The organism is Streptomyces sp. NPDC002643 (assembly GCF_053592555.1).
Window position 1 is genome coordinate 34,047 of sequence record NZ_JBSFVY010000031.1, and the last position, 24,383, is coordinate 58,429.

At 71.2% G+C, this 24,383-nt stretch carries 22 protein-coding genes and 1 riboswitch; of the genes, 11 read left to right on the forward strand and 11 right to left on the reverse strand.

The annotated features are described in order from the left end of the window. Positions 1-32 precede the first annotated feature (32 nt). Positions 33-2,300 carry a LuxR C-terminal-related transcriptional regulator gene (locus ACWD4G_RS35285; RefSeq protein ID WP_451300870.1) on the forward strand — a complete coding sequence of 756 codons (2,268 nt, stop codon included), beginning with the start codon at positions 33-35 and terminating at the stop codon, positions 2,298-2,300. Between the two features lie 96 nt (positions 2,301-2,396). Here ACWD4G_RS35285 and bioD read toward each other — a convergent pair whose 3' ends face one another. The 3 genes from bioD to bioB are packed head-to-tail and all read right to left on the reverse strand — an operon-like array spanning position 2,397 to position 5,675. After that, entirely contained in the window at positions 2,397-3,122 is a 726-nt protein-coding gene (bioD, locus tag ACWD4G_RS35290; protein ID WP_451300872.1) for a dethiobiotin synthase, read from the reverse strand. Positions 3,123-3,139: 17 nt separating this feature from the next. Beyond that, complete coding sequence (locus ACWD4G_RS35295) at positions 3,140-4,420, reverse strand: adenosylmethionine--8-amino-7-oxononanoate transaminase (protein ID WP_451300874.1); 1,281 nt, start codon at positions 4,418-4,420, stop codon at positions 3,140-3,142. Beyond that, positions 4,413-5,675 (reverse strand): biotin synthase BioB, encoded by a 1,263-nt coding sequence (gene bioB, locus ACWD4G_RS35300; RefSeq protein WP_451300876.1) that lies wholly within the window; start codon positions 5,673-5,675, stop codon positions 4,413-4,415. Before bioB ends, ACWD4G_RS35295 begins: the two co-directional genes overlap by 8 nt. 235 nt (positions 5,676-5,910) lie before the next feature. On the opposite strand from bioB, the gene ACWD4G_RS35305 reads away from it, so the two are divergent. Continuing rightward, positions 5,911-7,038 carry an 8-amino-7-oxononanoate synthase gene (locus tag ACWD4G_RS35305; RefSeq protein WP_451300878.1) on the forward strand — a complete coding sequence of 376 codons (1,128 nt, stop codon included), beginning with the start codon at positions 5,911-5,913 and terminating at the stop codon, positions 7,036-7,038. A 102-nt stretch (positions 7,039-7,140) separates the two neighbouring features. Here the strand turns inward: ACWD4G_RS35305 and ACWD4G_RS35310 are convergent, their stop codons facing one another. Both ACWD4G_RS35310 and ACWD4G_RS35315 read right to left on the reverse strand, forming a co-directional pair. Beyond that, positions 7,141-7,365: a DUF397 domain-containing protein gene (locus ACWD4G_RS35310; protein ID WP_451300880.1), complete on the reverse strand. Its 225-nt coding sequence runs from the start codon at positions 7,363-7,365 to the stop codon at positions 7,141-7,143. A gap of 23 nt (positions 7,366-7,388) precedes the next feature. After that, positions 7,389-8,246, reverse strand: coding sequence for a helix-turn-helix domain-containing protein (locus tag ACWD4G_RS35315; RefSeq protein ID WP_451300882.1), 858 nt, complete (start codon positions 8,244-8,246; stop codon positions 7,389-7,391). A 249-nt stretch (positions 8,247-8,495) separates the two neighbouring features. Here ACWD4G_RS35315 and ACWD4G_RS35320 point away from each other — a divergent pair, with 249 nt between their 5' ends. Next, positions 8,496-8,954 (forward strand): ATP-binding protein, encoded by a 459-nt coding sequence (locus ACWD4G_RS35320; RefSeq protein ID WP_451300884.1) that lies wholly within the window; start codon positions 8,496-8,498, stop codon positions 8,952-8,954. Here ACWD4G_RS35320 and ACWD4G_RS35325 read toward each other — a convergent pair. The 4 genes from ACWD4G_RS35325 to ACWD4G_RS35340 all read right to left on the reverse strand — a co-directional run bounded on the left by ACWD4G_RS35325 (position 8,926) and on the right by ACWD4G_RS35340 (position 11,658). Next, the gene (locus ACWD4G_RS35325) at positions 8,926-9,402 is read right to left on the reverse strand and encodes a DUF6328 family protein (protein WP_451301004.1); all 477 of its coding nucleotides are present in this window, start codon (positions 9,400-9,402) and stop codon (positions 8,926-8,928) included. The genes ACWD4G_RS35320 and ACWD4G_RS35325 overlap by 29 nt on opposite strands. A gap of 151 nt (positions 9,403-9,553) precedes the next feature. Then, positions 9,554-10,027 carry a C40 family peptidase gene (locus ACWD4G_RS35330; RefSeq protein ID WP_451300886.1) on the reverse strand — a complete coding sequence of 158 codons (474 nt, stop codon included), beginning with the start codon at positions 10,025-10,027 and terminating at the stop codon, positions 9,554-9,556. A 3-nt stretch (positions 10,028-10,030) separates the two neighbouring features. Beyond that, positions 10,031-10,201: riboswitch (cyclic di-AMP (ydaO/yuaA leader) on the reverse strand. A 496-nt stretch (positions 10,202-10,697) separates the two neighbouring features. After that, complete coding sequence (locus ACWD4G_RS35335) at positions 10,698-11,009, reverse strand: hypothetical protein (RefSeq protein ID WP_451300888.1); 312 nt, start codon at positions 11,007-11,009, stop codon at positions 10,698-10,700. 7 nt (positions 11,010-11,016) lie between these two features. Further along, complete coding sequence (locus ACWD4G_RS35340; RefSeq protein WP_451300890.1) at positions 11,017-11,658, reverse strand: ATP-dependent Clp protease proteolytic subunit; 642 nt, start codon at positions 11,656-11,658, stop codon at positions 11,017-11,019. Positions 11,659-11,770: 112 nt separating this feature from the next. Between ACWD4G_RS35340 and ACWD4G_RS35345 the strand changes: the two genes are divergently transcribed. Continuing rightward, a complete protein-coding gene (locus ACWD4G_RS35345) occupies positions 11,771-12,049 on the forward strand; it encodes a type II toxin-antitoxin system Phd/YefM family antitoxin (protein WP_451300892.1) in 279 nt (92 codons plus the stop codon). A gap of 10 nt (positions 12,050-12,059) precedes the next feature. Here the strand turns inward: ACWD4G_RS35345 and ACWD4G_RS35350 are convergent, their stop codons facing one another. Continuing rightward, positions 12,060-12,683, reverse strand: coding sequence for a TetR/AcrR family transcriptional regulator (locus ACWD4G_RS35350; protein WP_451300894.1), 624 nt, complete (start codon positions 12,681-12,683; stop codon positions 12,060-12,062). A gap of 136 nt (positions 12,684-12,819) precedes the next feature. Between ACWD4G_RS35350 and ACWD4G_RS35355 the strand changes: the two genes are divergently transcribed. Both ACWD4G_RS35355 and ACWD4G_RS35360 read left to right on the forward strand, forming a co-directional pair. Then, positions 12,820-13,794 carry an alpha/beta fold hydrolase gene (locus ACWD4G_RS35355; protein WP_451300896.1) on the forward strand — a complete coding sequence of 325 codons (975 nt, stop codon included), beginning with the start codon at positions 12,820-12,822 and terminating at the stop codon, positions 13,792-13,794. 49 nt (positions 13,795-13,843) lie between these two features. Next, positions 13,844-18,928 carry a hypothetical protein gene (locus tag ACWD4G_RS35360; protein ID WP_451300898.1) on the forward strand — a complete coding sequence of 1,695 codons (5,085 nt, stop codon included), beginning with the start codon at positions 13,844-13,846 and terminating at the stop codon, positions 18,926-18,928. A gap of 138 nt (positions 18,929-19,066) precedes the next feature. On the opposite strand, the gene ACWD4G_RS35365 is transcribed toward ACWD4G_RS35360, so the two are convergent. Beyond that, positions 19,067-20,122 carry an ABC transporter permease gene (locus ACWD4G_RS35365; RefSeq protein ID WP_451300900.1) on the reverse strand — a complete coding sequence of 352 codons (1,056 nt, stop codon included), beginning with the start codon at positions 20,120-20,122 and terminating at the stop codon, positions 19,067-19,069. Between the two features lie 170 nt (positions 20,123-20,292). Between ACWD4G_RS35365 and ACWD4G_RS35370 the strand changes: the two genes are divergently transcribed. From ACWD4G_RS35370 to ACWD4G_RS35390, 5 genes are all read left to right on the forward strand, one after another. After that, positions 20,293-20,922: a TetR/AcrR family transcriptional regulator gene (locus ACWD4G_RS35370; protein ID WP_451300902.1), complete on the forward strand. Its 630-nt coding sequence runs from the start codon at positions 20,293-20,295 to the stop codon at positions 20,920-20,922. Between the two features lie 131 nt (positions 20,923-21,053). Continuing rightward, on the forward strand, positions 21,054-21,356 hold the full coding sequence (locus ACWD4G_RS35375; RefSeq protein ID WP_048819736.1) for an urease subunit gamma: 303 nt from the start codon (positions 21,054-21,056) through the stop codon (positions 21,354-21,356). Positions 21,357-21,369: 13 nt separating this feature from the next. Beyond that, a complete protein-coding gene (locus ACWD4G_RS35380; RefSeq protein WP_451300904.1) occupies positions 21,370-21,681 on the forward strand; it encodes an urease subunit beta in 312 nt (103 codons plus the stop codon). Then, positions 21,674-23,395: an urease subunit alpha gene (locus ACWD4G_RS35385; protein WP_451300906.1), complete on the forward strand. Its 1,722-nt coding sequence runs from the start codon at positions 21,674-21,676 to the stop codon at positions 23,393-23,395. Before ACWD4G_RS35380 ends, ACWD4G_RS35385 begins: the two co-directional genes overlap by 8 nt. Continuing rightward, on the forward strand, positions 23,395-24,069 hold the full coding sequence (locus tag ACWD4G_RS35390; RefSeq protein ID WP_451300908.1) for an urease accessory protein UreF: 675 nt from the start codon (positions 23,395-23,397) through the stop codon (positions 24,067-24,069). Before ACWD4G_RS35385 ends, ACWD4G_RS35390 begins: the two co-directional genes overlap by 1 nt. Positions 24,070-24,383: the final 314 nt, after the last annotated feature.

A 24,383-nucleotide genomic window follows, 5' to 3' on the forward strand; every position in this document is an offset into this window, starting at 1 on the left:
CTTTACTCGCCGGTTAACTCGCCAGTAACGTGATGAGTGTGGTGACTCCGGTGAACCCCCCACAACTTCCGCATCGCTCGCCACCGCCCCCCACGCACCAGTGGCCGAGCCCGGAGGACGAGCCGGCCGCACAGGCCGCGCTCTTCGAAGGCGTACACGTACGCCTGCTGCACGCCGCCCACGGCGACCCTCGCGCTGCCCGGGAACTGGCCGCCGCCCTGACCGAACGCCAGGCCGCCGGACTCGACCCGCTCCCCGCCGAGCCGTTGACGCTCGCCCCCGCACTGCTGAGGACCCACCGGCACGAGGTACGGGCCCTGCCCGCCGACACCCGCTTCCTGCTGCTGCTCGCCGCCGCCGACCAACACCCCTTCCCCACCCACGCCTACGCCCGCGCCGTCACCGCCGCCGGACTCGACACCGCCCCCGTCGACGCGGCCGAGACGGCGGGCCTCGCCCACGCCACCGCGCAGGGCATCGTCTTCCGGGACGCCTGGACCAGGATCGCCGTATACGAGTCCGCCGCCATGGACGACCGGCGCGCGGCCCACCGTCTCCTCGCCGGGGTCCTCAGCGGCGAGGGCGAGAGACCCCGGCGCTCCTGGCACCGGGCCGCCGCCGCCCTCGGCCCCAGCCGCCGGCTCGCCGCCGAACTCCGGCTGTCCGCACGGGTGGCACGTGCCATCGGCGAACCCGCCCTCGCCTCCGCCCTCGCCGAACGCGCCGCCGCCCTCACCCCGGAACCCGCCGAACGCCCCACCCTGCTCGCCCAGGCGGCAGCCGAGGCCTGGCAGTCCGGCGACGGCGACCGGGCCCGCCGCCTCATCACCGCCACCGACCACGACGCCCTCGGCGGCCTCCTCGCCCTGCGCGCCGGCAACGCCTCCGAGGCCTTCGACGCACTGCTCACCGCCACGGCCCGCCACGGCCACGGGCATGACCCCGACCCCCACCCCGACCACGGCTTCAGGCGTGCCCCCGGTCGTGACCACTCCTCGGACACCGCCGTCCATCTGCTGGCACGAGCCACCGAGGCCGCCATCTACACCGGCGATCTGCGCCGCTGCCGCGAGGCCGCCGATGTCGCCGACGCGCTCGGCATCCTGACGCCCAGCACCCTCGGCGCCCTCACCGCCGCGTCCGCCGGACGGTACGACGACGCCCGCGACGTCCTCGAAGCCGCCGCCGGACGCTGCGGCCCCGGCGGCGACCCCACCCTGCTCATCCACTCCGGGATCGCCGCCCTCCTCCTCGGCGACCACACCCTCGCCACCACAGCCACGTCCCGCGCCGCCGCCTCCGCCCGTGCCAGGGGCGAGATCGTCACCGTGCCGCAGGCCATGGAGTTCCGGGCGTACGCCGAGTTCTGGACCGGCCGCCCCAAGACCGCCGAGGCCGCCGCCCTCGACGCCCTCCACCAGGCGTACGCCACCGGCCAGGACAACGGGGCCTGCCATCTCCAGGCCGCCCTCGCGATGTTCGCCGCCATCACCGGCGACGAGCAGGTCTGCCGTGAACGCGCCGAGTCCGCCCGCGCCCACGCCCTCGCCCGTGGCCTCGGACTCCCGGCCGCCCTCGCCATGTTCGCCCTCGCCTTCCTGGACCTCAGCACCGGGCGGTTCGCCGCCTCCGCCGCCCGGCTGCGCGCGCTCGCCGGCTTCGGCCCCGGGCACGGGCATCGGGCCATCCGGCATATCGCCACGCCGCACTATGTCGAAGCCGCCGTGCGCACCGGCGACACCCGTGTGGCCCGCGCCGCCCACGCCGACTACGACCGCTGGGCCCGGACCGTCCGCAGCGCCGACGACCTCGCCCTCAGCGCTCGCTGCCGGGCCCTGCTCGCCACCGGGGAAGGGGCCGTCGAGCACTACCGCACCGCCCTCGACCTGCACGCCGGTGGCACCCGTGACTTCGAACGTGCCCGTACGGAGCTGCTGTTCGGCAGCGCTCTGCGACGGCTGCGCAACCGCACCGAGGCGCGGGACCGGTTGCACAGCGCGCTCGAAGCCTTCGAGCACTTCGGGTCGCCGCAGTGCGCGGGCCAGGCGCGGGCGGAGCTACGCGCGTTGGGGGAGCGGGCTGAAGTGACCTCCGGGGCCGATGACTTCGCGTCCCGGCTCACCGCCCAGCAGTTGATGGTGGCCCGAATGGCCGCCGAGGGGGCGACGAACCGGGAGATCGCCGCCCGGCTGCTGTTGAGTCCGCGCACGATCGATCACCATCTGCGGGGGGTGTTCACCCGGTTGGGGATCAGGTCGCGGATCGAGTTGGTGCGGTTGTTGGGGGACGGTGATCGGTGAGTGGTGGTGCGGGTGGGCGGGGTTTCGCTTACCGGCGCGAGCAGGGTGCCGCTCTCTTTGGGATGGGCACCGCCCCAGCGGCACGATTGCCCGCAGCTACGCCGCCCTGGCGGACTCCCGTGTTGTGAAGGCCTGGGCGTCCCAATCACCGCCCAACCCCGGTGCCAGCCAACCCCCCGCCCGCGCACGGAAGTCGGCCGGTTCCAGGGCGCCCGCCCCCGCCGGGATCGCCCCCAACAGCGATGCCCCCGCCACCACCGGCAGGTCCGCCAGGTTGCAGCGGGACGCCAGGTCGGGGGACTTGGGCCAGCTGCCGATCACCACTCCCGCCAACTCCACTTCCCGTACGGCCAGTTCGCGGGCGGTCAGTTCCGTCGTGTTGAGGGTGCCCAGGCCGGCCGAGGCGACGAGGAGCACCGGGGCGCCGAGGAGGCGGGCCGTGTCGGCGAGGGTGCCGCCCGCGTCGTCGAGGCGGACGAGGAGGCCACCCGCGCCCTCGACCAGCACCAGATCGTGGTCCACCGCCAGCTTGGCCGCGGCCTCGGCGACGTCCTCGGGGTGCACGGGCGGCAGACCGGAGCGCCGGGCGGCCGTCGCGGGGGCCAAGGGCTCGGGGTAGCGGGCCAGTTCGTGCGCCGAGACGGCGCCCGCCAAACGCGCCACCTCCTCCGCGTCGCCCCGCTCGTCCGGGCCCACACCCGTCTGCGCGGGCTTGAGGACGGCGACCGAGCGGCCGGCGCAGACGGCCACCGCCGCCACCGCCGCCGTGGCGACGGTCTTGCCGACCTCCGTGCCCGTCCCCGTGATCAGCAGGATCGTCATGTCGTCGTTCTCTTCCTTCATCCCGCCGTCGCCGCCGCGCACACCGCGCGGGCGATCCGTGCCACGTCCTCGTCGCCCGTCACATACGGCGGCATCGTGTAGACGAGGTCACGGAAGGGCCGCAGCCACACGCCCTCGCGCACTGCCGCCGCCGTGGCCGCCCCCATGTCCACCTCGTGGTCGAGTTGGACGACACCGATGGCGCCGAGGACACGGACGTCCCGCACACCGGGTACGTCGAGTGCCGGGGCCAGGCCCTCCCGAAGTCCCGCCTCGATCCGCTTGACCTCCGCGCGCCAGTCCTGGCCCAGCAGAAGGTCGATCGACGCGCAGGCGACCGCCGCGGCCAAGGGATTGCCCATGAACGTCGGACCGTGGGCCAGCACGGGGACCTCGCCCCGCGAGATGCCGTCGGCCACCCTCGGCGTGCACAGCGCCGCCGCCATCGTCATATAACCGCCGGTCAGCGCCTTGCCCACGCACATCACATCGGGGGTCACCGCCGTGTGCTCCGCCGCGAACAGCGCGCCCGTACGCCCGAACCCGGTGGCGATCTCGTCGAACACCAGCAGCACGCCGTACGCGTCGCACGCCTCGCGGAGCACCCGCAGATACGCGGGGGAGTGGAACCGCATCCCGCCCGCGCCCTGCACCACCGGCTCCACGATCACGGCGGCCAGGTCGTCGGCGTGCCGCTCGATCGCCGAGCGCAGCAACTCGGCGTACGACTCCTCGTACTCCTTCGGCGGTGCGTCCACGAAGACCTGGCGGGGCAGTACGCCCTGCCACAGCTCGTGCATACCGCCCTCGGGGTCGCACACGGACATCGGCTGCCAGGTGTCGCCGTGGTAGCCGCCGCGCCAGGTCAGCAGGCGCCGCTTGCCGGGGCGGCCGAGCGAACGCCAGTACTGGAGGCACATCTTGATCGCGACCTCGACCGAGACCGAGCCCGAGTCGGCGAGGAAGACATGCTCCAGCCCGTCCGGTGACATGTCGACAAGGCGCTTCGCCAGCCGTACGGCGGGCTCGTGCGTGAGCCCGCCGAACATCACGTGGCTCATCCGCCCCAGCTGGTCGTGCGCGGCCTCGTTGAGCACCGGGTGGTTGTAGCCGTGGATCGCCGACCACCACGACGACATACCGTCGACCAACTCGCCCGAGCCGCCCGCCAACCGCAGCCGGACCCCGCTCGCCGACTCCACGACGAGCGGTTCGTGCCGGCCCGGCATCGGCCCGTACGGATGCCACACATGCCGCCGGTCGAGTTCCAGCAGCTCCGGTACGGGCAGGTCAGGCATTGGGCGCGAGGTCGGTGCCGGCGCCTCGGCGGCGTACGGTCACCAGATCCGTACGCGGCTCGGCGGTCGGAGCGGCGGGGGCGGCCTGCGCGGTGGCGGCGGCCGGTACGGAACCGCAGACTCCGCCGCCCGCGTGGGACCCGCAGCCCCCGTCCGGGCCCTCGTGGGACCCGCACCCGGACGCCCCGTCCGCCGAGGCGTGCGAGCCGCAACCCGCCGCCCGCGACCCGCAGGCCCCCGCCTCCCCGGCCACCCGGTGCTCCGGCAGGGTCGTCTCGCCCATGCCCTCCACCTCGAAACCGGCGTCCGCGATCATCTCCAGGTCGGCCTTGCCGCCCTGGCCCTCGGTGGTGAGGTAGTCGCCGAGGAAGATCGAGTTGGCGAGGTGCAGGGCGAGGGGCTGCATCGTGCGGAGGTGGACCTCACGGCCGCCCGCGATACGGACCTCGATGTCGGGGCAGACGAAGCGGACCATCGCCAGGATGCGCAGACAGCGCTGAGGGGTGAGGTGCCACTCCTTGGCCAGCGGGGTGCCCTCGATCGGGATCAGGAAGTTGACCGGCACCGAGTCCGGGTCCAGCTCACGGAGGGAGAAGACCACGTCGACCAGGTCCTCGTCCGTCTCGCCCATGCCCGCGATCAGACCCGAACACGCCGACAGCCCGGCCGCGTGGGCCTTCTGGACGGTGTCGACACGGTCGGCGTACGTGTGCGTGGTCGTGATCTCGCCGTACGTCGACTCGGAGGTGTTGAGGTTGTGGTTGTAGGCGTCGGCGCCCGCCTCGCGCAGGCGTTCGGCCTGGCCGTCGGAGAGCAGACCGAGACAGGCGCACACCTCGACGCCCTCGTTCTGGTCCTTGATCGCCTTGATGGTGCCGGCGACCCGCTCGACGTCCCGGTCGGTCGGGCCCCGCCCGGAGGCCACCAGACAGACCCGCTTGGCCCCACCGGCGAGCCCGGCCGCCGCCGCCCTGGACGCCTCGTCGGGCTTGAGCCAGGTGTACTTCAGGATGCCCGTGGTGGAACCGAGCCGCTGGGAGCAGTAGGAGCAGTCCTCGGGACAGAGCCCGGACTTGAGGTTGACCAGGTAGTTGAGTTTGACCCGGCGGCCGAACCACTGCCGGCGCACCTTTCCGGCCGCGGTCACCACGTCGAGAAGGTCGTCGTCGGAGGTGCGGAGAACGGCGAGCGCCTCGTCACGGGTCACCGGCTCGCGCCGGAGCCCCTTGTCCACCAGCGTGTTCAGCAGGTCCATGAGAGCCGATCCTGTCCTACGGGACCGCCCCGGGCCAAGGAGACTTCGGACAACAGACCCGGATCGACATGTGGGTATCGCCACATCGTGAGCGACCGGCGCTGCCATTAGGGTCTGTGCACTGCCTACAAAATCCGCACCCGGGCCCCGCGCGCCGTGTGCGGCACTCGCATGCCCCGCCCACGGCAAGCGCATACTGCGCGGGGCGCCCCACCTCACCCCCGGAGGACGACCCATGGCGTTCGGCTGGATCGACGAGCAGGCCGCCGCGCGCCGCCGCGCCGGGCTCGTACGGACCCTTCGGCCCCGCCCGGCCGACTCGCCGCTCCTCGATCTGTCGAGCAACGACTATCTGGGCCTGTCCCGGCACCCGGAGGTGACGGAGGGCGCCGCCGAGGCCGCGCGCCGGTGGGGCGGCGGGGCCACCGGCTCCCGGCTGGTCTCCGGGACGACCGAACTCCACGGCGAACTGGAGCGGGAGCTGGCCGACTTCTGCGGTTTCGAGGCGGCCCTGGTCTTTTCCTCCGGCTACGCGGCCAATCTCGCCGCCGTCACCGCGCTCGCCCCGCACGGCTCCCTGATCGTCTCGGACGCCGGCAACCACGCCTCCCTCATCGACGGCTGCCGACTGGCCCGGGGCACCACCCAGGTCGTCGGGCACGGCGACCCGGACGCGGTCCGCAAGGCGCTCGGCACCCGCACCGGGCCCGCGATCGCCGTGTCCGACACGGTGTTCTCGGTGGACGGCGACGCCGCCCCGCTGGCCGAACTGGCCGCCGCCTGCCGTGAGTACGGCGCCGGTCTCGTCGTGGACGACGCGCACGGACTCGGGGTGCTGGGGGACGGCGGCCGCGGCGCCGCGTACGCGGCGGGGCTCGCGGGCGATCCCGATGTGGTCGCCACGGTCACGCTGTCGAAGTCGCTGGGCAGCCAGGGCGGAGCCGTTCTCGGACCGGCGCATGTCATCGACCATCTGGTCAACGCGGCCCGGACGTTCATCTTCGACACGGGGCTCGCCCCGGCCGCGACCGGTGCCGCGCTGGCCGCGCTGCGGCTGCTGCGCCGGGAGCCGGAGCGGGCCGCGCGGGCCGGCTGGGTGGCCCGGGAGCTGCACGCACGGCTGACGGCGTCGGGCCATGAAGCGGTGCGGCCCGACGCCGCCGTGGTGTCCGTGCGTGCGCCGTCTCCGGATCAGGCGGTGCGATGGGCGGCGGACTGCCGTACGGCGGGTCTCGCCGTCGGCTGTTTCCGCCCACCGTCCGTACCCGACGGCGTATCGAGGCTGCGGTTGACCGCCCGGGCGGATCTCACCGAGGGACAGATCGACCGAGCCATGGGGATCATCGACGAAACGCGACCGTGAGTCGGCGTCGCGGCCGTGCGTCGTCAGAAGCGGAACTTCCGGTGGCGGAGCCTTGGCGAACGAGGCTCCCGGAAGCGGAACCGCCGGCGCTCGCGGCGGTGCTCACCGAAGCGTGGTGATGAATCCCTCCCATGCCTCGGGGGCGAACAGCAGGGCCGGCCCCGCCGTGTTCTTCGAATCGCGCACGGCCACAAGGCCGGCCCAGTGGCCGGACCCGGGACGGGCCGTTTCCACACAGTTGGCCAATCCCGCGCTGCGGCTGCTGCGCCGCCACCGCACATCGCGCAGTGCGGTACTGGTGGGTACGGACCGAGGCAGTGCAGACATGGTGCCTCCTCACGCGCCGAAAGCTAGCCGTGAGCCAGCCCGGCGATGTAATCCAACGATTCCTCGGGCGAAAGGGCGTGGATCTGAAGGGTGTTGAAGGCCTCGACATAGGCCCTGAGGTCTTCTTTCCGTTCGAGATAGAGGCTACTCGTCAAGTGGTCGAGAACAACCACGTCCAGATCGGAAGTGCTCCTAAATGAGAAAATTACGAAAGGACCGGTGATGCCGATGTGCGCCCCGGCAGTGAACGGGAGTACCTGCAGTCGCACCTGAGGAAGGCGCGCGGCCTCCGCCAGACGCCCCAACTGACGGGTCATGACATCCGGTCCGCCGACCTCCCGCCGTAAAACCCCCTCGTCGAGCACGGCAGTCAGTGCCATCGGCGGATCGCCGCGCAGTACGTCCTGCCGCGCGAGCCGCACTTCCACGAGCGCGTCGAGTTTGTCGTCTTCCAGCCCCTCCACCGTGGCCCGCGTCACCGCCCGCGCGTACTCCGGGATCTGCAAAAGCCCTGGCACGACCGAGGTCTCCACCGTCCGCATCCCGCTGGCCTGCGACTCCAGGCTGATGAAGTCGCGGTACGTCGGCGGCAGTACACCCCGGTAGGCATGCCACCAGTTGTGGCGCCCACCGCCGTCCTCGGAGCCCGCGAGCGCCAGCAGCAGCTCCCTCAACTCGCCGTCCGCCACCTCGTAGGTGTCCAGCAGCTTCCGTACGTCCGGGGGCTTCACCCCGCTGGCGCCGGTCTCGATCCGGCTCACCTTGGACTGGTGCCAGCCCACGAGACCGGCCGCCTCGATACTGGTGAGCCCGGCGCGGGTGCGCAGAAGGCGCAACTCGGCACCGAGCTTGCGGCGGCGCACCGCCGGACCGTACTGCATGGCTCTCTCCTTCCGCCCGGCGCGCTGTGGGTCGGGTGACGACAGAGGATGGCCCGAGAGTGCACCGGAATACGGTCGGCCGTCGGAGAGTTCACCGCTTCGGGGGACAGATATATGCATATCTTGGTGGATCGCCACCCCAGAGGGTCCAGGTAGTGGCAGTCTGGCGCGAAGCACCAGTCCGGGACCGTAGTCGAATCATCCGCTCCCTGTCGGACACCGGTCCCGTGGGAAAGGGACGACCGTGCCATGGCAGATCATCAGGAAGCCTCCGTCACTCTGCCGAGCGATCCCGCCTCGGTGTCCGCCGCCCGTAATTACGTCGCCGATGTGCTCGCCGAATGGGGCCTGCCGAGCGACACGGACATCGCGGACACCGTGCGCCTGATCGTCTCCGAACTCGCCACCAACGCCGTCCTGCACACCTTCGGCCAGTCGCCCACGTTCACCGTGGACATCTCCCTCGACCGGGACGAGCATCTGCGCATCGGTGTCACCGACAGCCATCCGCGTTTTCCGAAACGTCTGCCCGCGGCCGTTCAGCAGGACAACGGCCGGGGCATGGTCATCATCCGCTGGCTGACCGCCGAGTGCGGTGGCCGACTGAGCGTCAGACCCACCCGCGAGGGCGGCAAGACGGTCGCCATCGAACTGCCGTGGACGGTCCCGCTCCAGCCGCTCAGGGCCGGCGCTCCGCGGCACCCCTGACCCACCTGGGCAGCAGATTCCACAGGCCCAGACAGACGGCGAGCGTACCGACGCCCGCGATGATCCCGGCCGTGCGGCCGAGGGTGACGTCCACGACCAGCAGTACGGAACCGGCCAGCGCCGGCATCAGCACGGCCAGCCCCACCGTCGCCAGCCGGGACGAGACCCGGACGATCGTGGGCTTGGCGTTCTGCTGGAACAGCGAGCGATGCAGTGCGGCCGGTGCCGTGAACAGCGCCGCCGCCAGCACGGCCAGCAGCAGCGTGGTGATGTAGGTGGCGCGCTGTACGGAGTCGAGGTCCTCGAAGCGCGGTGTGAAGGCCAGCGTCAGCAGGAAGGCGAAGAGGATCTGCACACCGGTCTGGGTGACCCGCAGCTCCTGCAGCAGCTCGGAGAAGTTGCGGTCGGCGCGCTCCAACGGGGTCTCGTCGCGGTCGGCGCGGTCCAGCGGGGTCTTGTTGCGGTCCGCGTGCTCCAGCGGTGTCCGGTCGCGCGCGGGGCGGGTGTGGTCGGGGGCCATGACACACCGGGTAACCACTTTCGGGGCGGTGTCACGCCCGTCGGGGGCGGCGGTGGTTTCCGCCGCCCCCGACCCCGGGTCAGCGGACCCGGCCGTACCAGACGCTCTTCGTCCAGAGCTTCTGGAGGCGTACGACGTCACCCGTCTTCGGCGAGTGCCAGATCTTTCCCTTCCCCGCGTAGATCCCGACGTGGTAGACGCTGGAGCCCGAGTGGAAGAAGACGAGGTCTCCGAGCTTGCGGTTGCTCGCGGAGATGTGCTTCGTCTTGTTGTACTGCTGCTGGGCGGTGCGGGGCAGCTTCTTGCCCGCCTTCTTGAACGAGTACTGCGTCAGCCCCGAGCAGTCGAACCTGCTGGGACCCGTGGCGCCCCACCGGTAGGGCGAGCCCTTCTTGGAAGCCGCGACCTTGAGTGCCTTCGACGCCACGGTGGCGGCCTCGGCGTCGCCCGCGACGCCCGGTACCACGATGCTGCCGCCGACGGCGGCGATGGTCAGAGCCGAGGCCGTACCGGCCCGGGTCAACAGCGACGGGACACGATTGAGCGCAGTCATGCGCAACCCTTCGTCAGCCGCCTGTGAAGGATGACCTGTCGGATTCGGGCTGGCGAAGTTGCCCGGCCGCTGACGCGGCTTCACCCCAAGGGTTGCTCGGCACGGACATGGCTTGTCCGCTCCGGCGACCCGTCGTGCTTGGGTCCTCCACTCCTGCCGATGCACTCCTGTCGACCGGTCATCCGGGCGGCGGCAGGACTCGGCGTCCGCCCGGATCGCCCCGCCGCTGTGGCGGGGGCTTGTCGTCAGGAAGGGATCTTGACGCACGGAAGTCCGAAAAACCCAACGGAATCGGGGATTTGTGGCCTTACTCACCACCTGCATATTCAGCTGAAGGGGGTGATTTGAGTAAGGATGTCCACCCCGTCGAGGGGTCCGAACGACCGTATCGGAATAGTGCATTCCGGCCTGGAACCAGGCATGACGCGCAACTCCCCCGGTTCTGGAGCGGGCTGAGTGAGTGTCCGCTGCTGTCGCTGCTTCTCCCACTGCTCCGCGCTCCGCTCCGAGTCCGGTCCTGACGCCCCTCAGTACGGCCCGCCGTCCGGACTCCGTTCAGCCATGTCGACAAGATCACACCTGTCGAGCGGGTCGGCCGAGCCGTCGCCCGGGTTGGTGGCCGAGGGGGGTGTGTCGCGGTCGAAGGGGTGGTGTGGGGTCGGTTGGGCGGTCAACTCGGCGTCGTGGGCGGCGGCAGTGCGACCCGTGCGGCGCGCCGCTCGCCGTCCAGGACGCGAAGCGCCCGCGCGAGGGTGGGGGCATGGACCTCGTTCTCGCCCCGTCCGTGCATCAATTCGAGCGCGTCGCGCAACGCGGTCGCCTTGCCGACGAGGGCCTGCGCCGCCCGCAGCCCGCGATAGGTGTCGCCCGGGCGGGCCGGATTGATCCGGCCCAGCAGGTCCACCACGTCCAGATAACGGTCGATCAACTCCGCCTCGGCGCGCGTCAGCGCGGGCAGCGGCGGCAACTCGGGTGGGAGCATCGGCCGCTCACCTCGTGCCGGGGAGCGTGCGCGAGGTCTTGCGGCTCGGAATGATCCGGTCGGCCAGGCCGTACTCCACCGCCGCCCGGGCGTCGAGGATCGTGTCCCGCTCGACATCGGCCCTGATCCGTTCCGGGCTCTGCCCCGTGTGCCGTACGAGCATCTCCTCCAACGTGCGCCGGGTGCGCAGCAGTTCCTCGGCGAGGATCGCCAGATCGCTCGTCTGCCCCTGGACCGGCTCGCCGTACGCCGGCTGATGGATGACCACGCGCGCCCCCGGCAGCACATACCGCTTGCCCGGTGTGCCCGCCGCCAGCAGCACCGCGGCGGACGATCCCGCCTGCCCCAGACAGATGGTCTCCACATCGCAGGTGACGTACCGGATCGTGTCGTACACCGCCGTCATCGCGCTGAACGAGCCGCCGGGCGAGTTGATGTAGAGGGAGATGTCCCGGTCGGGGGACTGGTACTCCAGGTGCATGAACTGCGCCATCACATCGTTCGCCGAGGTGTCGTCGATCGCCGTCCCGAGGAACACGATCCGCTCCTCCAGCAGCTTCGAGTAGGGGTCCGTCGTCCGGGCACCCGCGCTCGTGCGTTCGGTGAACTCGGGCAGTACATAGCGGGCCGTGGGCGGTTTCGCGGACATGGTGGCGCCTCCTCGGATAGACGTCTGCCGTGGTTCGACGTCTGTAAAAAATGTACAGGACGTACGTTTCTCAGGGCCAGGTCTGAGGTGGGCCAGGTTTAAGCTGGACTGCATGGCCTACGAGATTCCGGTGACGCAAGCCAGGGCTGAGCTCGCCGACCTGATCAACCGGGTGGTCTACGGCGGCGAGCGCGTCGTCGTGACGCGGCACGGCAAGCCCCTCGTCGCCCTCGTCTCCGCCGCCGATCTGGAGCAGCTGGAAGCCCTCCAGGAACCCGCCGAAGAGCCGATGATCACTGCCGTCTCCGCCGTCCGCGAGGTCGCCTCACCGCCGCGCGAACAGCAGCGCTTCGGTATCACGGCGGAGCACCGGGGGAGCGGGGCCTCCTAGGGGGCCGGTGTCAGTGCGCGCGGCCCCGGGGCGCGGTGCGGAAGACCCGGTCGAGTTGGTTGTCGAGCACCTCGACGGCCGACTCCGCGCTGCGCTGGCCGACCAGAACGCTCGTGCCGAGTCCCGCCGACAGCGCCAGCAGGGCGACCGCCTCCAGATGGGCGTCCACGCCGGGTGCCAGCAGCTCCGCCTCCTGGGCCCGCTGAAGGAGTTCGGTCACCGCGCGCTCGGCGGCGATGGGATTCCTGATGAAGGGCTGGGCGGCGAGGGCCGGGTCATGGACGGACAGCACGGCGTACGACGTATAGAGGAGATGGAACGTACGGCTCTCCTCGTCCACCGGCAGGGCCGTCCTCAGCAACGCCTCGATCGTCGCCCTCGGACCCGGATCGCCCCCGGCGGCCCGCACACGGGCGGCGACCCGCTTCTCGAAGCCCTCGGCCAACCGCTCCAGCCCGAAGAGCAGCAGCTTCTCCTTGGTCTCGAAGTAGTACTGCACCAGCCGCAGTGACACACCCGCCTCGGCGGCCACATCGCGCATCCCCACGGCATGCAGCCCGCGCCGCCCCGCGATCCGCACCAGCGCCTCACCGATCTCGGCGCGCCGCTCCGCGTGATCCACGCGCTTGGGCATGGGCAGGCCTCCGCTTCTCTTCCGTCGCGATTTCCCCGGTGCGACCGCCTGGACCGGCCGCACGGCTTTCATGGTACGGCCGTACCATTATCGTGGTACGTTCGTATCACGAAACCCGAGCTTCCGGAGGTGGCCCGTGCCTGAGACCACTGCCCGCAATCAGACCGACAGCACCCGGGCCGACGTCGGCCGCTATGTGAGCGACGCCCTGCGCGACCGGCACTTCGCGGCCTGCGACGCGGTCTACGCGCTGGGGGCGCCCGCCCTCGCGGAACAGGACGTGGAAACCTCCTTCGGCACCACCCACGTCTACCGCTACGGCCCCACCGACCCGGCCGCCCAGGCCCGAACCCCGGTCGTGCTGGTCCACGGGGCGGGCTCCTGTTCCGCCATGTGGTATCCGAACACCGCCGACCTCGCCGCCGAGCGCCCCGTCTACGCCCTCGACACCCCCGGCGACCCCGGCCGCAGCGTCCAACGGCACCCCATCCACCAGCCCGAACGCGCCGCCCAGTGGCTCGACGAGACCCTCGCCGGCCTCGGCCTCGACGAGGTTCATCTCGTCGGCAGCTCCTACGGCGGCTGGCTCGCCCTGAACGCCGCCCATCGCACCCCCGGACGTCTCGCCTCGGCCACCCTTCTCGACCCCGGCGGCCTGGAGAAGGTGGGGCTGCGCTTCTTCGTCTGGATCTTCGCCGGTCTCTTCGCCACCTTCGCGCCCAAGGCGCTGCGCCCGCGCCTCGCCGCCTGGCTGCAACAGCCCGTCCTCGTCGTACCGGAACTGCGCACGATGATCAGGACGGCGACCCGGGCGTACCGCATCCGCCGCCCGTCCCCCCTGCCCCTGACCGAGGCCGAACTCTCCTCCGTTCGCACTCCCCTCTATCTGGTCCTCGGCAAGCGCAGCCTCCTTGTCCACCCCGAGCGGCAACTGGAGCGCGTTCCGCGCCTGATCCCGGGCACCCGCGCCGAGATCATCTCCGCCACCGGACACGGACCGCAGATCGACCACGCGGCGGAGGTGAACCGCCGGATGCTGGAGTTCATGGACGAGATCGACTCGCGGGGCGGGGACACGGCGCGGCGGCGCCGATCAGCGGGCGGCGCGTGAACTCCGGTGCGAATGCCCCCGATTGATCACTGAAGCAATGATTGCGGTCATGTCCGACCTTCGTTATATGGGGAACATGACGCATGTTCTGGTGGGACGAGTCGTCCTGGGGGAGAGCGGCGGCGTCGGCGTCGAAGGCGCTGTCGCGGAGGCCGTGGCGAGCGGGCCGGACGGGACACCGGAGGACACCGTCTCCGTCACCGCCACGACCGGCGCGGACGGCCGGTTCCTGCTGATCTACCTGGCGGGGAACGTCCAGGCCCTGAAGATCCGTGTCTCGGCTCCCTCCGGAGTCCTGGTCGAGGAACGGGAGCCGAGGCCACCGGGCGACAACCAGGACACCTTCGACGATCTCGGCGAGTTCGTCCTCCCCTACGGCGACTCGGGCCTGGTCCTGCGGCGTCGTACACCCGCGGCGCCGCCCCGGCCACGGATCACCGGCCGGGTCGTGGACAGCGGCGGCGAATGCGGCATCCACTGCCTCCAAGTGCTCTTCGAAGCGGCCCCCTTGGGCGCCCCCGATGCCTTCCGGCCGGTGGCGGTCGCCCGTACGGACCGCTCCGGGCGGTTCTTCGCCGACTATCCGAGCACTCCGTTCAGCGCGGTTCGCGCGGTCATCCCCGGTGTCGAACAGCCGATCTCGGTGCCCACCACCGAGCAGGGGCTCATCGGACCCGACCCCCTGCTCGTCATCGATCTCGATGCCGCGCAGCACGCCCACGAGACGTCCGGATGCGACTGCGGCTCGGCTGATACACCAAGGCTCCCCGGACAGGAGGAACTCGCCCAGTCGTCGACGTACACGACGGATCTCGGCGCCGGATGCGTCACCTTCAACACCCCCAACCGGGCCATCGAGGAGTTCGACTTCTGGACCGTGGTGCGCACGAGCCAGCCACCGGTCCGGGAACTGAACGCTCGGAACAGCGGCCTGAACCCGGTCCCGGCCCCCCGCCAGGAACTGGCCGACCACCCCATCGCCTGGGACGAGGACCCCAGCCTCTACCAGGCTGCCGGGGCCGCGCACGGCCATCTGCTGCACTTCCGGCAGACATGGTTCGCGGACGGCTACTCACTGGGCGACCTCCTCTACAGCCTGCCGCTCGCCCCGGGCCAGAAGAAGCTGATCTCGGTGGTGGAATGGGAGCGTTCGGAGTCGGTGGGGCGTCAGGAGGACACCACGTTCTCCGAGAGCGTGGGCTCCGACCTGCGACACAAGAGGGACATCACCGAGGTCATCAACGCCGCCCTCTCGGAACAGTCGCGCGGCGGGTCGACCTCCTCCACCTGGGGAGTCGGCACCGGCACCGGCGGCGCGGGCAACGGCAGCTACCAGGGCTTCAACTTCGGTGCCCTGTTCGGGATTTCCGGCGGGTACAGCCGGGCCGACAGCGAGGCGTGGCAGGACTCCTCCCGCAACCTCGCCTCGACATCGATGAACGCGCTGCGCGACAACGTTCTGCAGGCCGCCTCGGCCGTCAGGGGAATCCGCAGCACCGTCGTCACCACCGTCGGCCAGAGCGAGGCCGTACGCGCCGAGACCGACGTCGTCGCCAACCACAACCGCTGCCACGCGCTGACCATCCAGTACTTCGAAGTCCTGCGGCACTTCCAGATGCGTCATGAGCTCGTCGAGGTCAAGGAGTGCCTCTTCGTGCCGCTGCCGCTGAGCCCGTTCGACGGGAAGAAGGTGCTGCGCTGGCGCGACCAGATCACCCCCTACCTCCTGCGTCCGGACCTGGTGGGCGCGGTCGAGGCCCTGCGCAGGGTGGAGACGAACTGGGCCGAGACCCCCACACCGGTGGGCCGCTACGCCGACGAGGCGGTCGTCGAGATCAGCGGCGAGTTCGACCTGGAGTTCCAGGCGTACCCGCCTCCCCTGCCGGACCCGGAGAAGGCCGACCCCGTCGCGAACGCCCTGGAGCAGTCCGCCGGGGCCGTCATCGCCTCCATCTTCTTCCCGCCCCTCGCGGTGACCCTGCCGGCCGCACTCGCCAACGCGGCGACCGGCGCCGTCTCGGGGCTCAAGGCCCTGCGGACGGAGGAACTGCGGTTCCGTAAATTCCACCGCGACCACATGCCCCGGTTCGCCGCCCGGTTCGTCGACAAGCTGTCCCTGGTGGTGCGGCACACGGACGGTTCACGGACGACGGCCGAGGCAGACTTCACCCTGGTGTCGCGCTACCAGCCGGACCGCCCGCTCGTCGTCGGTTTCAAGGCCCGGATCAGCGGGATCACCCGCGCGGACATCGACTCGGTGTGCGTGGAAGCCGACACGGGCGTCCCCGACGCGGTGCGCTGTCTCGCACGCGGTCTGCGCTGCGACTACGCGACCTCCACCTTCGGACACCGGCTGGCGGCGACATCACGCCTCAACGACGACCTGGACGGACCGCGCCTCGTGCCCAGCGGTACCTGGCCGTTCATCCAGTTCGGGCTGGACCCCTCGACCGCCGATCCGGTGCGGGTCCGTACGCCCCTCGATCCCTGGGAGCGGCGCAGCCCCCGTGACGAGGACCGCCGGTTGGCCGCCCGCCTCCTCGACCACATGAACGCGAACCTGGAGTACTACCACCACGCCATCTGGTGGACGATGGACCCCAACCGCCGCTACCTCCTGCTCGACGGCTACCTCGCCCCGAACGGAGGCGGGCGGTCCATCGCCCAGGTCGTCGAGAACAAGCTGATCGGAATCGTCGGCAACTCCCTCGTCCTGCCCGTGGCACCGGGCACCCGACTCGACCCCCTCATCCGCATGGCGGGCGCGGGCGCGGGCGCGACAAACGGTGACAGCTCCGCCGCCGAGATCGACGCGACGAACGGTGAGAACTCCGCCGCCGAGATCGACACGACGAACAGTGGAAACTCCGCTGCCGACATCGACGCGACCTCCCGTGCCGCGGACCCCACCGGCCTTCTCGCCTACTACGCTCCTCCCACCCCCGTCCCCCCGGCACGGGTCAGCCTGCCGACCAAGGGGGTCTTCGCGGAGGCGGTGATGGGGGCCTGCAACGCCTGCGAGCGCATCGACGACTCCCGTTTCTGGAAGTGGGAGCAGTCCCCCCTCGACGAACCGCCCGCCATCGAGCCGGCCAGCACGGGATCACGGCGCTCGGAACCGCAGCCGGCCGACCCGACCGACTACCCCACCCCCATCGTCAGCATCCAGAACGCGCCGGCCGCTCCCGCCCCGACCGACCTCACCAAGGTCTTCGAACTCCTGGGACGGGCGGTGTTCGGCGACATCACCGGCCTGTCCGGAACCCAGGCGAACGCGGCGGCCACGTACAAGCAGAACCTGGACACCGCGCTCGCCTTCGGCAAGGAGGCGAGCGAACTCGCCAAACAGGCCGGCATGCTCAACGCCAAGGACAAGGCGTTCGCGTCCATCGACGCCGCCGAAGCCGACGGGAAGATCACCCAGGAGGAGGCGCACGACCTGCGGCTGAGCGCCTTCAAGAAGATGGTCGGCGAGGCGGACTCCACGAGCGCCGACGTGGAGGCCACCAAGAAGCGACTGACCCTGATCGACGAGGCGGGCAGGAGCGGCGTCGTCGACGGACGCAGGGCCAGGGAACTCGCCGGTACGGTCCTGGACGACTTCGCTCGCGGGGACCGTCCGCAGGACCCCGAGCGGGAAGCGGCCGCGCGGAAGATCGACGGGATGCCCCCGGCGGAGGTCTCGGCCGTGGACGTCCAGCGCGCCGACGGCACCACCCGGGTCGAAGCCGGATACCGACTGACCGGCGCCGACGGCAGGGCGCCGGCGCACAAGACGGGCGTGGGAGGAGTCACCGGTCGCAGGCCTCCCGAGCGCGGCACCGCGTATCTGCAACGTTTCGTCGACTGGGCCACCGACCTCGCCGAGGCGGCCATCGCCTCCGAGGACGAGAAGCTCGGCAGGGCGCTCGCCGACGCCGCGGTGGAGATCGCGAAGGCCGAACTGGCCGGGGCCGTCGACCAGGTGCCCCTGGGCAAGGCCCTGAGGCTCGCCGTACGGTATTCCGTCGTCTTCGCCGAGGGCGCGGGAACGGTGATGGACGCGGTGCGCGCGGACATCCGGCAGGCGGTCGACGACGCGGTCGGCTTCTCCGGGGACAACGGCCTGGCCGACGACGGGGCAGCGCTCCGACGCGTCAGGTCCCATCAGCAACTGGCCGTGGAACGCCTCCCGGACGTACTCGAAGCGGGCCTCGCCCAAGTCGTCGACGAACTGCTCGACACGGCGACCGGCGCCCTGGCCGAGGCCGCGGGCAAGGTGACCGGGCGGATCACCCGGAACATCGCCGAACGACTCGTCAGGTCGGCACGCGTGGACCGGGTACTGCTCGCCGTGACCCAGGAGGCCGGCAACGACATTCCGGCGGCACGCCGCAAGGTCTATGTGCACCTGAGCAAGAAGCTCGCCCGCCTCGCCATCGCCACCTTCGCCGATTCCGCGACCCAGCGTGCCCGCCTCAAGGCCCTGTTGCCGAAGAACGGCGAGGACCCCGCGGTCGGCCTGCTGCGGGGCCTGGTCGAACTCGGCACGGCGCAGTTCGTGCGCGGCATCGACCCGTTGGAGGGCGTCTTCCCGCCGGACAGTGAACTCCACACCGTCACCCTGAGCGATCTGGTCACCTACGAGACGAGGCGGGCCATCAAGGCGATCATCGACGAACTCAAGGCCGGGCACGACGGCTGGACCTTCAGTACCCGGGCGGACCTGCGGACCATCGACGTCGACAGCGCGGCGCACCACATCCGACTGCCCGCCGCGGGCCTGGAACTGGACCCGTCGCCTCCGCGTGGTGAACTGGGCCTGCTGCGGGACGACGACCTGGCCACCGACGTACAGGCCCTCGCCGCCGTCCACGAGGGCCTCGGCACCAGCCTGCTGCTGCGCGCCGGGGGCTATCAGGCGGACATCGACGAGGCTCCCGGAGAGGCGTGGACGGCCCGTTACGACAGCGGCACGGCCCGCTGCCAGCAGGACGCCGCCGCGGCACGGACAGCCCTGCGCAATGTGTCGAACGCCCTACGGAGCGTCTACGCCGGAACGCGGCTGCAGTCCGACGCCGACGCCGCGTTGCGGGCCCCGACGATCCAACCGGTCGCCCTGCGACGCCGCTCCACGGGGACCACGATGGTGTGAGACGGGGGACGCGCCGGACCGGGGGATCATGGCGTCGCCCATGCCGAAAGGCCGTGTGCCCCCGTCCGCTACAGCGGGGGCACACGGCCGGTCCGTGTGGAGTGTTCCGGGATTCCGGGTCGGTGCTTCGGCGCGGGCTCAGTGGGCCGGGGCCGGGGTCGGCGCGGTGGTCGGCTCCGTGATCCGTGCCGGGCGCCCGCGCCCGCCGCCCAGGAGGACCGCCGTCAGACCGAGAGCGGCCCAGGCGGTGAGGACGAGAGCGGGGGTGAGGGCCGCGGCTCCCTCGAAGTACGACACCGAGCGCAGCAGCGTCGCGCCGGCGCCCGGCGGGAGCCACTGGCCGAGGACGCCGGCCGGCTCGGGGAGCATCTGGGGCGCCGTCGCGGCACCCGAGAAGGGGTTGCCGAGGAAGACGATCAGCAGGGCGCCGAGGGCGATGCCCTTCTGGCCCAGCAGCGCGGCGCATCCGGCGATGGTGGCGCCCACGGCCAGGGTCGCGAGACCGAGCACGCCGGCCTCGGCCCACCAGTTGCCGGTGAGCACGCCCAGCCAGCTGTGCGCGATCGCGGTGGCGGCGAGCCCGACGACCACGGCGGCCCCGGCCAGCGCGCCCGCCGCACGCGCCCCGCGCAGCCCGAGCACGGTGACCGCACCACCGGCGGCGGTCCCGGCCAGCGCCAGCGGCAGCACACTCGAACCGAACGCCGAGCCCCGGGGGTCGCCCGCCGGTGCCGCCACCACATCGGCGGTCGTCACCGTCACCCCCTCCCGCGCGGTCTGCTCCGTCACCGCCTGCTGCAACAGCTGGGCCACCATCGGGCTCGCGGCCGACGCCGTCAGCAGCTTCGGTCCCGCCTCGGTGACGACCACCGCGCCATAGACGGTGCGGTCCTCGATGGCCTCCCGCGCGGCGGCCTCGTCCGCGTAGTGGTGGATGGCGAAGGCGCCCACCCGCTGCTCCAGCTTCTGTTCGAGCTGAGCGGTGGCCGCCGCCGGGCCCGCCACGCCGAGCGGCAGATCACGGGGTGCCATACGGGCGTTCGGCCAGGCGAAGGCCCAGAGCGCGAGCGCCGCGATCAGGGGGATGAGGACGATGACCGCGACCATACGGCGACCCGGGGGTGTCGAGTGCGCCGGGGACGCGACCGGGGCGGTGGCCCGGGGCGCGGTGGGTGCGGCGGACATGGCGGACATGTTTCTCCTCCATGGGGATGGAAGGTGCTCGGTGGGTGCGTCGCTCCCGGGTGAGGTGGGGTGTCGGAGACACCCGGCCTAAAAAGAAGGAGCGTTCGTTTTTCTTGGCTTCACCATGCTCCCGGTGCGTGTCGCTTGTCAAGAAGGAACGTTCGTTTTACTTTTGCCGCATGCCTCGCGTATCCCAGGAGCGTCTTGACGCCCGTCGCCGCCAGATCCTCGACGCCGCCGCCCGCTGCTTCGCCCACAACGGGTTCCACGCCACCTCCATGCAGGACGTACTGAAGGAGGCGGACCTCTCGGCCGGTGCCGTCTACCGCTACTTCAGCGGCAAGGAGGAGCTGATCTCCGCGATCGTGGGCGAGGTGCTCGGGGAGATCCGCGGCGCCTTCGAGGACGCCGCGACCCAGCGCCCGCTGCCGCCCCCCGACATGCTGATCGGGATGGTCATGCGGCAGATCATCGGCAGGCGGTCGGGGCTGGGGGGAACGGATCAGTCCCTGTATCCGAGGCTGATGGTCCAGGTGTGGGGCGAGACGCTGCGCAACCCCGAGCTGAGCGCGATGCTCCATCAAGGCTTCGAGCAGGTCCGCCGGCCGTGGATCGAGATCGTCGAGGCCTATCAGGACGCCGGGATGATGCGGGCCGACATCCCCGCCCTCAGCGTGGCGCGGACGATGATCGCGGTCGCTCAAGGGTTCGTGGCCCAGTACGCGCTCTTCGGCGAGATGCCGATCCAGGTGGTCGAACTGGGGCTGAAGGCGCTGATGAGCATGGAGGACCAGGACGCCCGCACGTGACCGGAACACACGTCGGTTAACGTCACCGAAACGCCGCCCAATTAGCCTGCGCCCACGCCACCTGCGATTTCGCCGGTGGCCGCGGCAACCGGACCCCGCACGGTCCGGAGCGAGGATGTGAGGTGGACGCCGTGCAACTGACCCCGCACGAGCAGGAGAGGCTGCTGATCCATGTGGCGGCCGACGTGGCCGAGAAGCGCCGGGCCCGAGGGCTGAAGCTGAACCACCCCGAGGCCGTCGCCCTGATCACGGCGCACATCCTCGAAGGTGCGCGGGACGGCCGTACGGTGGCCGAACTCATGGCATCGGGGCGGAAGTTGCTCACGCGGGACGACGTCATGGAGGGCATCCCCGAGATGATCCACGACGTCCAGGTCGAGGCGACCTTCCCGGACGGCACCAAGCTCGTCACCGTCCACGACCCGATCGTCTGAGGGGGAAACCGCCGTGATTCCCGGAGAGATCCTCTTTGCCGAGGACTCAATCGTGTACAACGCCGGCCGTGAGGTCACCCGGCTGACCGTCCTCAACGCCGCCGACCGGCCCGTCCAGGTCGGCTCCCACTACCACTTCGCGGAGGCCAACCCCGGACTGGAGTTCGACCGGGCCGCCGCGCGCGGCAAGCGGCTGAACGTCGCCGCCGGCACCGCCGTGCGGTTCGAGCCCGGCATCCCCGTGGACGTGGAACTCGTACCCCTCACCGGTGCCCGTGTGGTGCCCGGACTGCGTGGGGAGACCGGAGGTGCCCTCGATGCCTGAGATCTCGCGTGCCGCGTACGCCGACCTGTTCGGTCCGACCACCGGTGACCGTATCCGGCTCGCCGACACCGATCTGCTGGTCGAGATCGAGGAGGACCGCTCCGGCGGGCCGGGGCTCGCCGGCGACGAGGCCGTGTTCGGCGGTGGCAAGGTCATCCGCGAATCCATGGGCCAGGCGCGTGCCACGCGCGCGGAGGGCACCCCGGACACCGTCATCACGGGTGCGGTGATCATCGACCACTGGGGCATCGTCAAGGCCGACATCGGTATCCGTGACGGCCGGATCACCGGTATCGGCAAGGCGGGCAACCCCGACACCATGGACGGGGTCCACCCCGACCTGGTCATCGGCCCCGAGACGGAGATCATCGCGGGCAACGGGCGGATCGTCACCGCCGGTGCCATCGACGCCCACGTCCACTTCATCTGCCCGCAGATCGCCGACGAGGCGCTGTCGGCCGGGGTGACGACGCTGGTGGGCGGCGGTACGGGACCCGCCGAGGGCTCCAAGGCCACCACCGTGACGCCAGGCCCCTGGCATCTCGCCCGGATGCTGGAGGCGATGGAGCAGTACCCGCTCAACATCGGCTTCCTGGGCAAGGGCAACACCGTCTCCCACGAGGCGATGCTCTCCCAGATCCGGGGCGGCGCGCTGGGCCTGAAGCTGCACGAGGACTGGGGTTCGACCCCGGCCGTGATCGACGCGTCCCTGACCGTCGCCGAGCAGACCGGCATCCAGGTCGCCATCCACACGGACACCCTCAACGAGGCCGGTTTCGTCGGCGACACCCTCGCCGCCATCGCCGGACGCGGCATCCACGCGTACCACACCGAGGGCGCGGGCGGCGGTCACGCGCCCGACATCATGACCGTGGTCTCCGAGCCGCACGTCCTGCCCAGCTCCACCAACCCGACCCGGCCCTACACCGTCAACACCGCCGAGGAACACCTCGACATGCTGATGGTCTGCCACCACCTCAACGCGGCCGTCCCCGAGGACCTCGCCTTCGCCGAGTCCCGTATCCGGCCCTCCACCATCGGGGCCGAGGACATCCTCCACGACCTCGGCGCCATCTCGATCATCTCCTCCGACGCGCAGGCCATGGGCCGGGTCGGCGAGGTCATCCTGCGGACCTGGCAGACCGCCCATGTGATGAAGCGCCGGCGGGGCGCGCTCCCGGGCGACGGCCGCGCGGACAACCACCGGGTACGTCGATATGTCGCCAAGTACACGATCAACCCGGCCCTCGCGCAGGGCCTCGCCCGGGAGATCGGGTCCGTCGAGAGCGGCAAGCTCGCCGACCTCGTGGTGTGGGAGCCCGCGTTCTTCGGAGTGAAGCCGCAGCTCGTCATCAAGGGCGGGCAGATCGCGTACGCGCAGATGGGCGACGCCAACGCCTCGATCCCGACGCCGCAGCCGATCCTGCCCCGGCCGATGTACGGCGCGATCGGGCGGGCGCCGGCTTCGAACTCGTTCAACTTCGTGGCGCCGCTCGCCATCGAGGACGGGCTGCCGGAGCGGCTCTCGCTGGGGAAGCGGTTCGTCGCGATCGAGTCCACGCGGGGGGTCACCAAGGCGGACATGCGGGAGAACGACGCACGGCCGCGCGTCGAGGTCGACCCCGACAGTTTCGCCGTGCGTATCGACGGCGAGCTGGTGGAGGCCACGCCCGCCGCCGAACTGCCCATGGCCCAGCGGTACTTCCTCTTCTGATGTCCAGGGCTGCGCTGCTCGTTCTCGCCGACGGCCGGTTTCCCGCCGGGGGGCATGCGCACTCCGGTGGGGCCGAGGCGGCGGTCAAGGCCGGGTTGATCCGGGGTGCTGAGGGGCTGGAGGCGTTCTGCCGGGGGCGGTTGCACACCGCCGGGCTGGTGTCGGCGGCGTTTGCCGCCGCCGCCGCGCTCGGTGTTGAGCCGGGGGAGCTGGACGCCGCCGCCGATGCGCGTACGCCGTCCGTCGCGCTGCGGGTCGCTTCGCGGAAGCTCGGGCGGCAGTTGATGCGGGCGGCTCGGGCCACCTGGCCGTCCGATGAACTCGATGCCGTGGCTCGGGAGTTCCCCAAGGGGGCGCATCAGGCGGTGGTGCTTGGTGTGACCGCGCGGGCTGCCGGGCTGGGGGCGGAGGACGCGGCGTACTGCTCCGCGTATGAGGGGGTCGGTGGGCCGGCCAGTGCGGTGGTGCGGTTGTTGAGTCTTGACCCGTTCGAGGCGACCGGGGTGTTGGCTCGGTTGGCTCCTGAGATCGATGTGGTCGTTGAGGCGGCGGTGGGGGTGGGGCGGGAGGCTGTTGTGGGGGGTGTCGGGGTGCTGCCTGCGGCTTCTGGGCCGTTGTTGGAGATTGGGGCGGAGGGGCATGCGGGGTGGTCTGTGCGGTTGTTCGCTTCGTGAGTTTTCCTCGCCCCCGCCGCCCCTACCCGTCCCATCCCAGGGGCTGCGCCCCTTCGACCCCAGCCCATTGGCTCGGGGGGATGGGTTCGTTGGCGGGTGCGGGTGGGTGGGGGCTGGTCGCGCAGTTCCCCGCGCCCCTGAAAAGCAGGGGCTGCGCCCCGCTTTTCATCGGCCCGTAGGGCCGTTTTCAGGCCCGTAGGGCCTGGTCTTTTAAGGGGCGCGGGGAACTGCGCGAGCAACCCCCCCCCCCCCCCCCCCCCCCCCCCAACCCCCACCCCCCCCCCAAACCCCCCCCACACCCCCCCCCCACACAC

Excerpts from the sequence above, each read along its gene's own strand:
- ACWD4G_RS35285 (WP_451300870.1), top strand. The coding sequence starts at position 33 with ATGAGTGTGGTGACTCCGGTGAACCCCCCACAACTTCCGCATCGCTCG.
- bioD (WP_451300872.1), bottom strand. The coding sequence starts at position 3,122 with ATGACGATCCTGCTGATCACGGGGACGGGCACGGAGGTCGGCAAGACC.
- ACWD4G_RS35295 (WP_451300874.1), bottom strand. The coding sequence starts at position 4,420 with ATGCCTGACCTGCCCGTACCGGAGCTGCTGGAACTCGACCGGCGGCAT.
- bioB (WP_451300876.1), bottom strand. The coding sequence starts at position 5,675 with ATGGACCTGCTGAACACGCTGGTGGACAAGGGGCTCCGGCGCGAGCCG.
- ACWD4G_RS35305 (WP_451300878.1), top strand. The coding sequence starts at position 5,911 with ATGGCGTTCGGCTGGATCGACGAGCAGGCCGCCGCGCGCCGCCGCGCC.
- ACWD4G_RS35310 (WP_451300880.1), bottom strand. The coding sequence starts at position 7,365 with ATGTCTGCACTGCCTCGGTCCGTACCCACCAGTACCGCACTGCGCGAT.
- ACWD4G_RS35315 (WP_451300882.1), bottom strand. The coding sequence starts at position 8,246 with ATGCAGTACGGTCCGGCGGTGCGCCGCCGCAAGCTCGGTGCCGAGTTG.
- ACWD4G_RS35320 (WP_451300884.1), top strand. The coding sequence starts at position 8,496 with ATGGCAGATCATCAGGAAGCCTCCGTCACTCTGCCGAGCGATCCCGCC.
- ACWD4G_RS35330 (WP_451300886.1), bottom strand. The coding sequence starts at position 10,027 with ATGACTGCGCTCAATCGTGTCCCGTCGCTGTTGACCCGGGCCGGTACG.
- ACWD4G_RS35335 (WP_451300888.1), bottom strand. The coding sequence starts at position 11,009 with ATGCTCCCACCCGAGTTGCCGCCGCTGCCCGCGCTGACGCGCGCCGAG.
- ACWD4G_RS35340 (WP_451300890.1), bottom strand. The coding sequence starts at position 11,658 with ATGTCCGCGAAACCGCCCACGGCCCGCTATGTACTGCCCGAGTTCACC.
- ACWD4G_RS35345 (WP_451300892.1), top strand. The coding sequence starts at position 11,771 with ATGGCCTACGAGATTCCGGTGACGCAAGCCAGGGCTGAGCTCGCCGAC.
- ACWD4G_RS35350 (WP_451300894.1), bottom strand. The coding sequence starts at position 12,683 with ATGCCCAAGCGCGTGGATCACGCGGAGCGGCGCGCCGAGATCGGTGAG.
- ACWD4G_RS35360 (WP_451300898.1), top strand. The coding sequence starts at position 13,844 with ATGTCCGACCTTCGTTATATGGGGAACATGACGCATGTTCTGGTGGGA.
- ACWD4G_RS35365 (WP_451300900.1), bottom strand. The coding sequence starts at position 20,122 with ATGTCCGCCATGTCCGCCGCACCCACCGCGCCCCGGGCCACCGCCCCG.
- ACWD4G_RS35370 (WP_451300902.1), top strand. The coding sequence starts at position 20,293 with ATGCCTCGCGTATCCCAGGAGCGTCTTGACGCCCGTCGCCGCCAGATC.
- ACWD4G_RS35385 (WP_451300906.1), top strand. The coding sequence starts at position 21,674 with ATGCCTGAGATCTCGCGTGCCGCGTACGCCGACCTGTTCGGTCCGACC.
- ACWD4G_RS35390 (WP_451300908.1), top strand. The coding sequence starts at position 23,395 with ATGTCCAGGGCTGCGCTGCTCGTTCTCGCCGACGGCCGGTTTCCCGCC.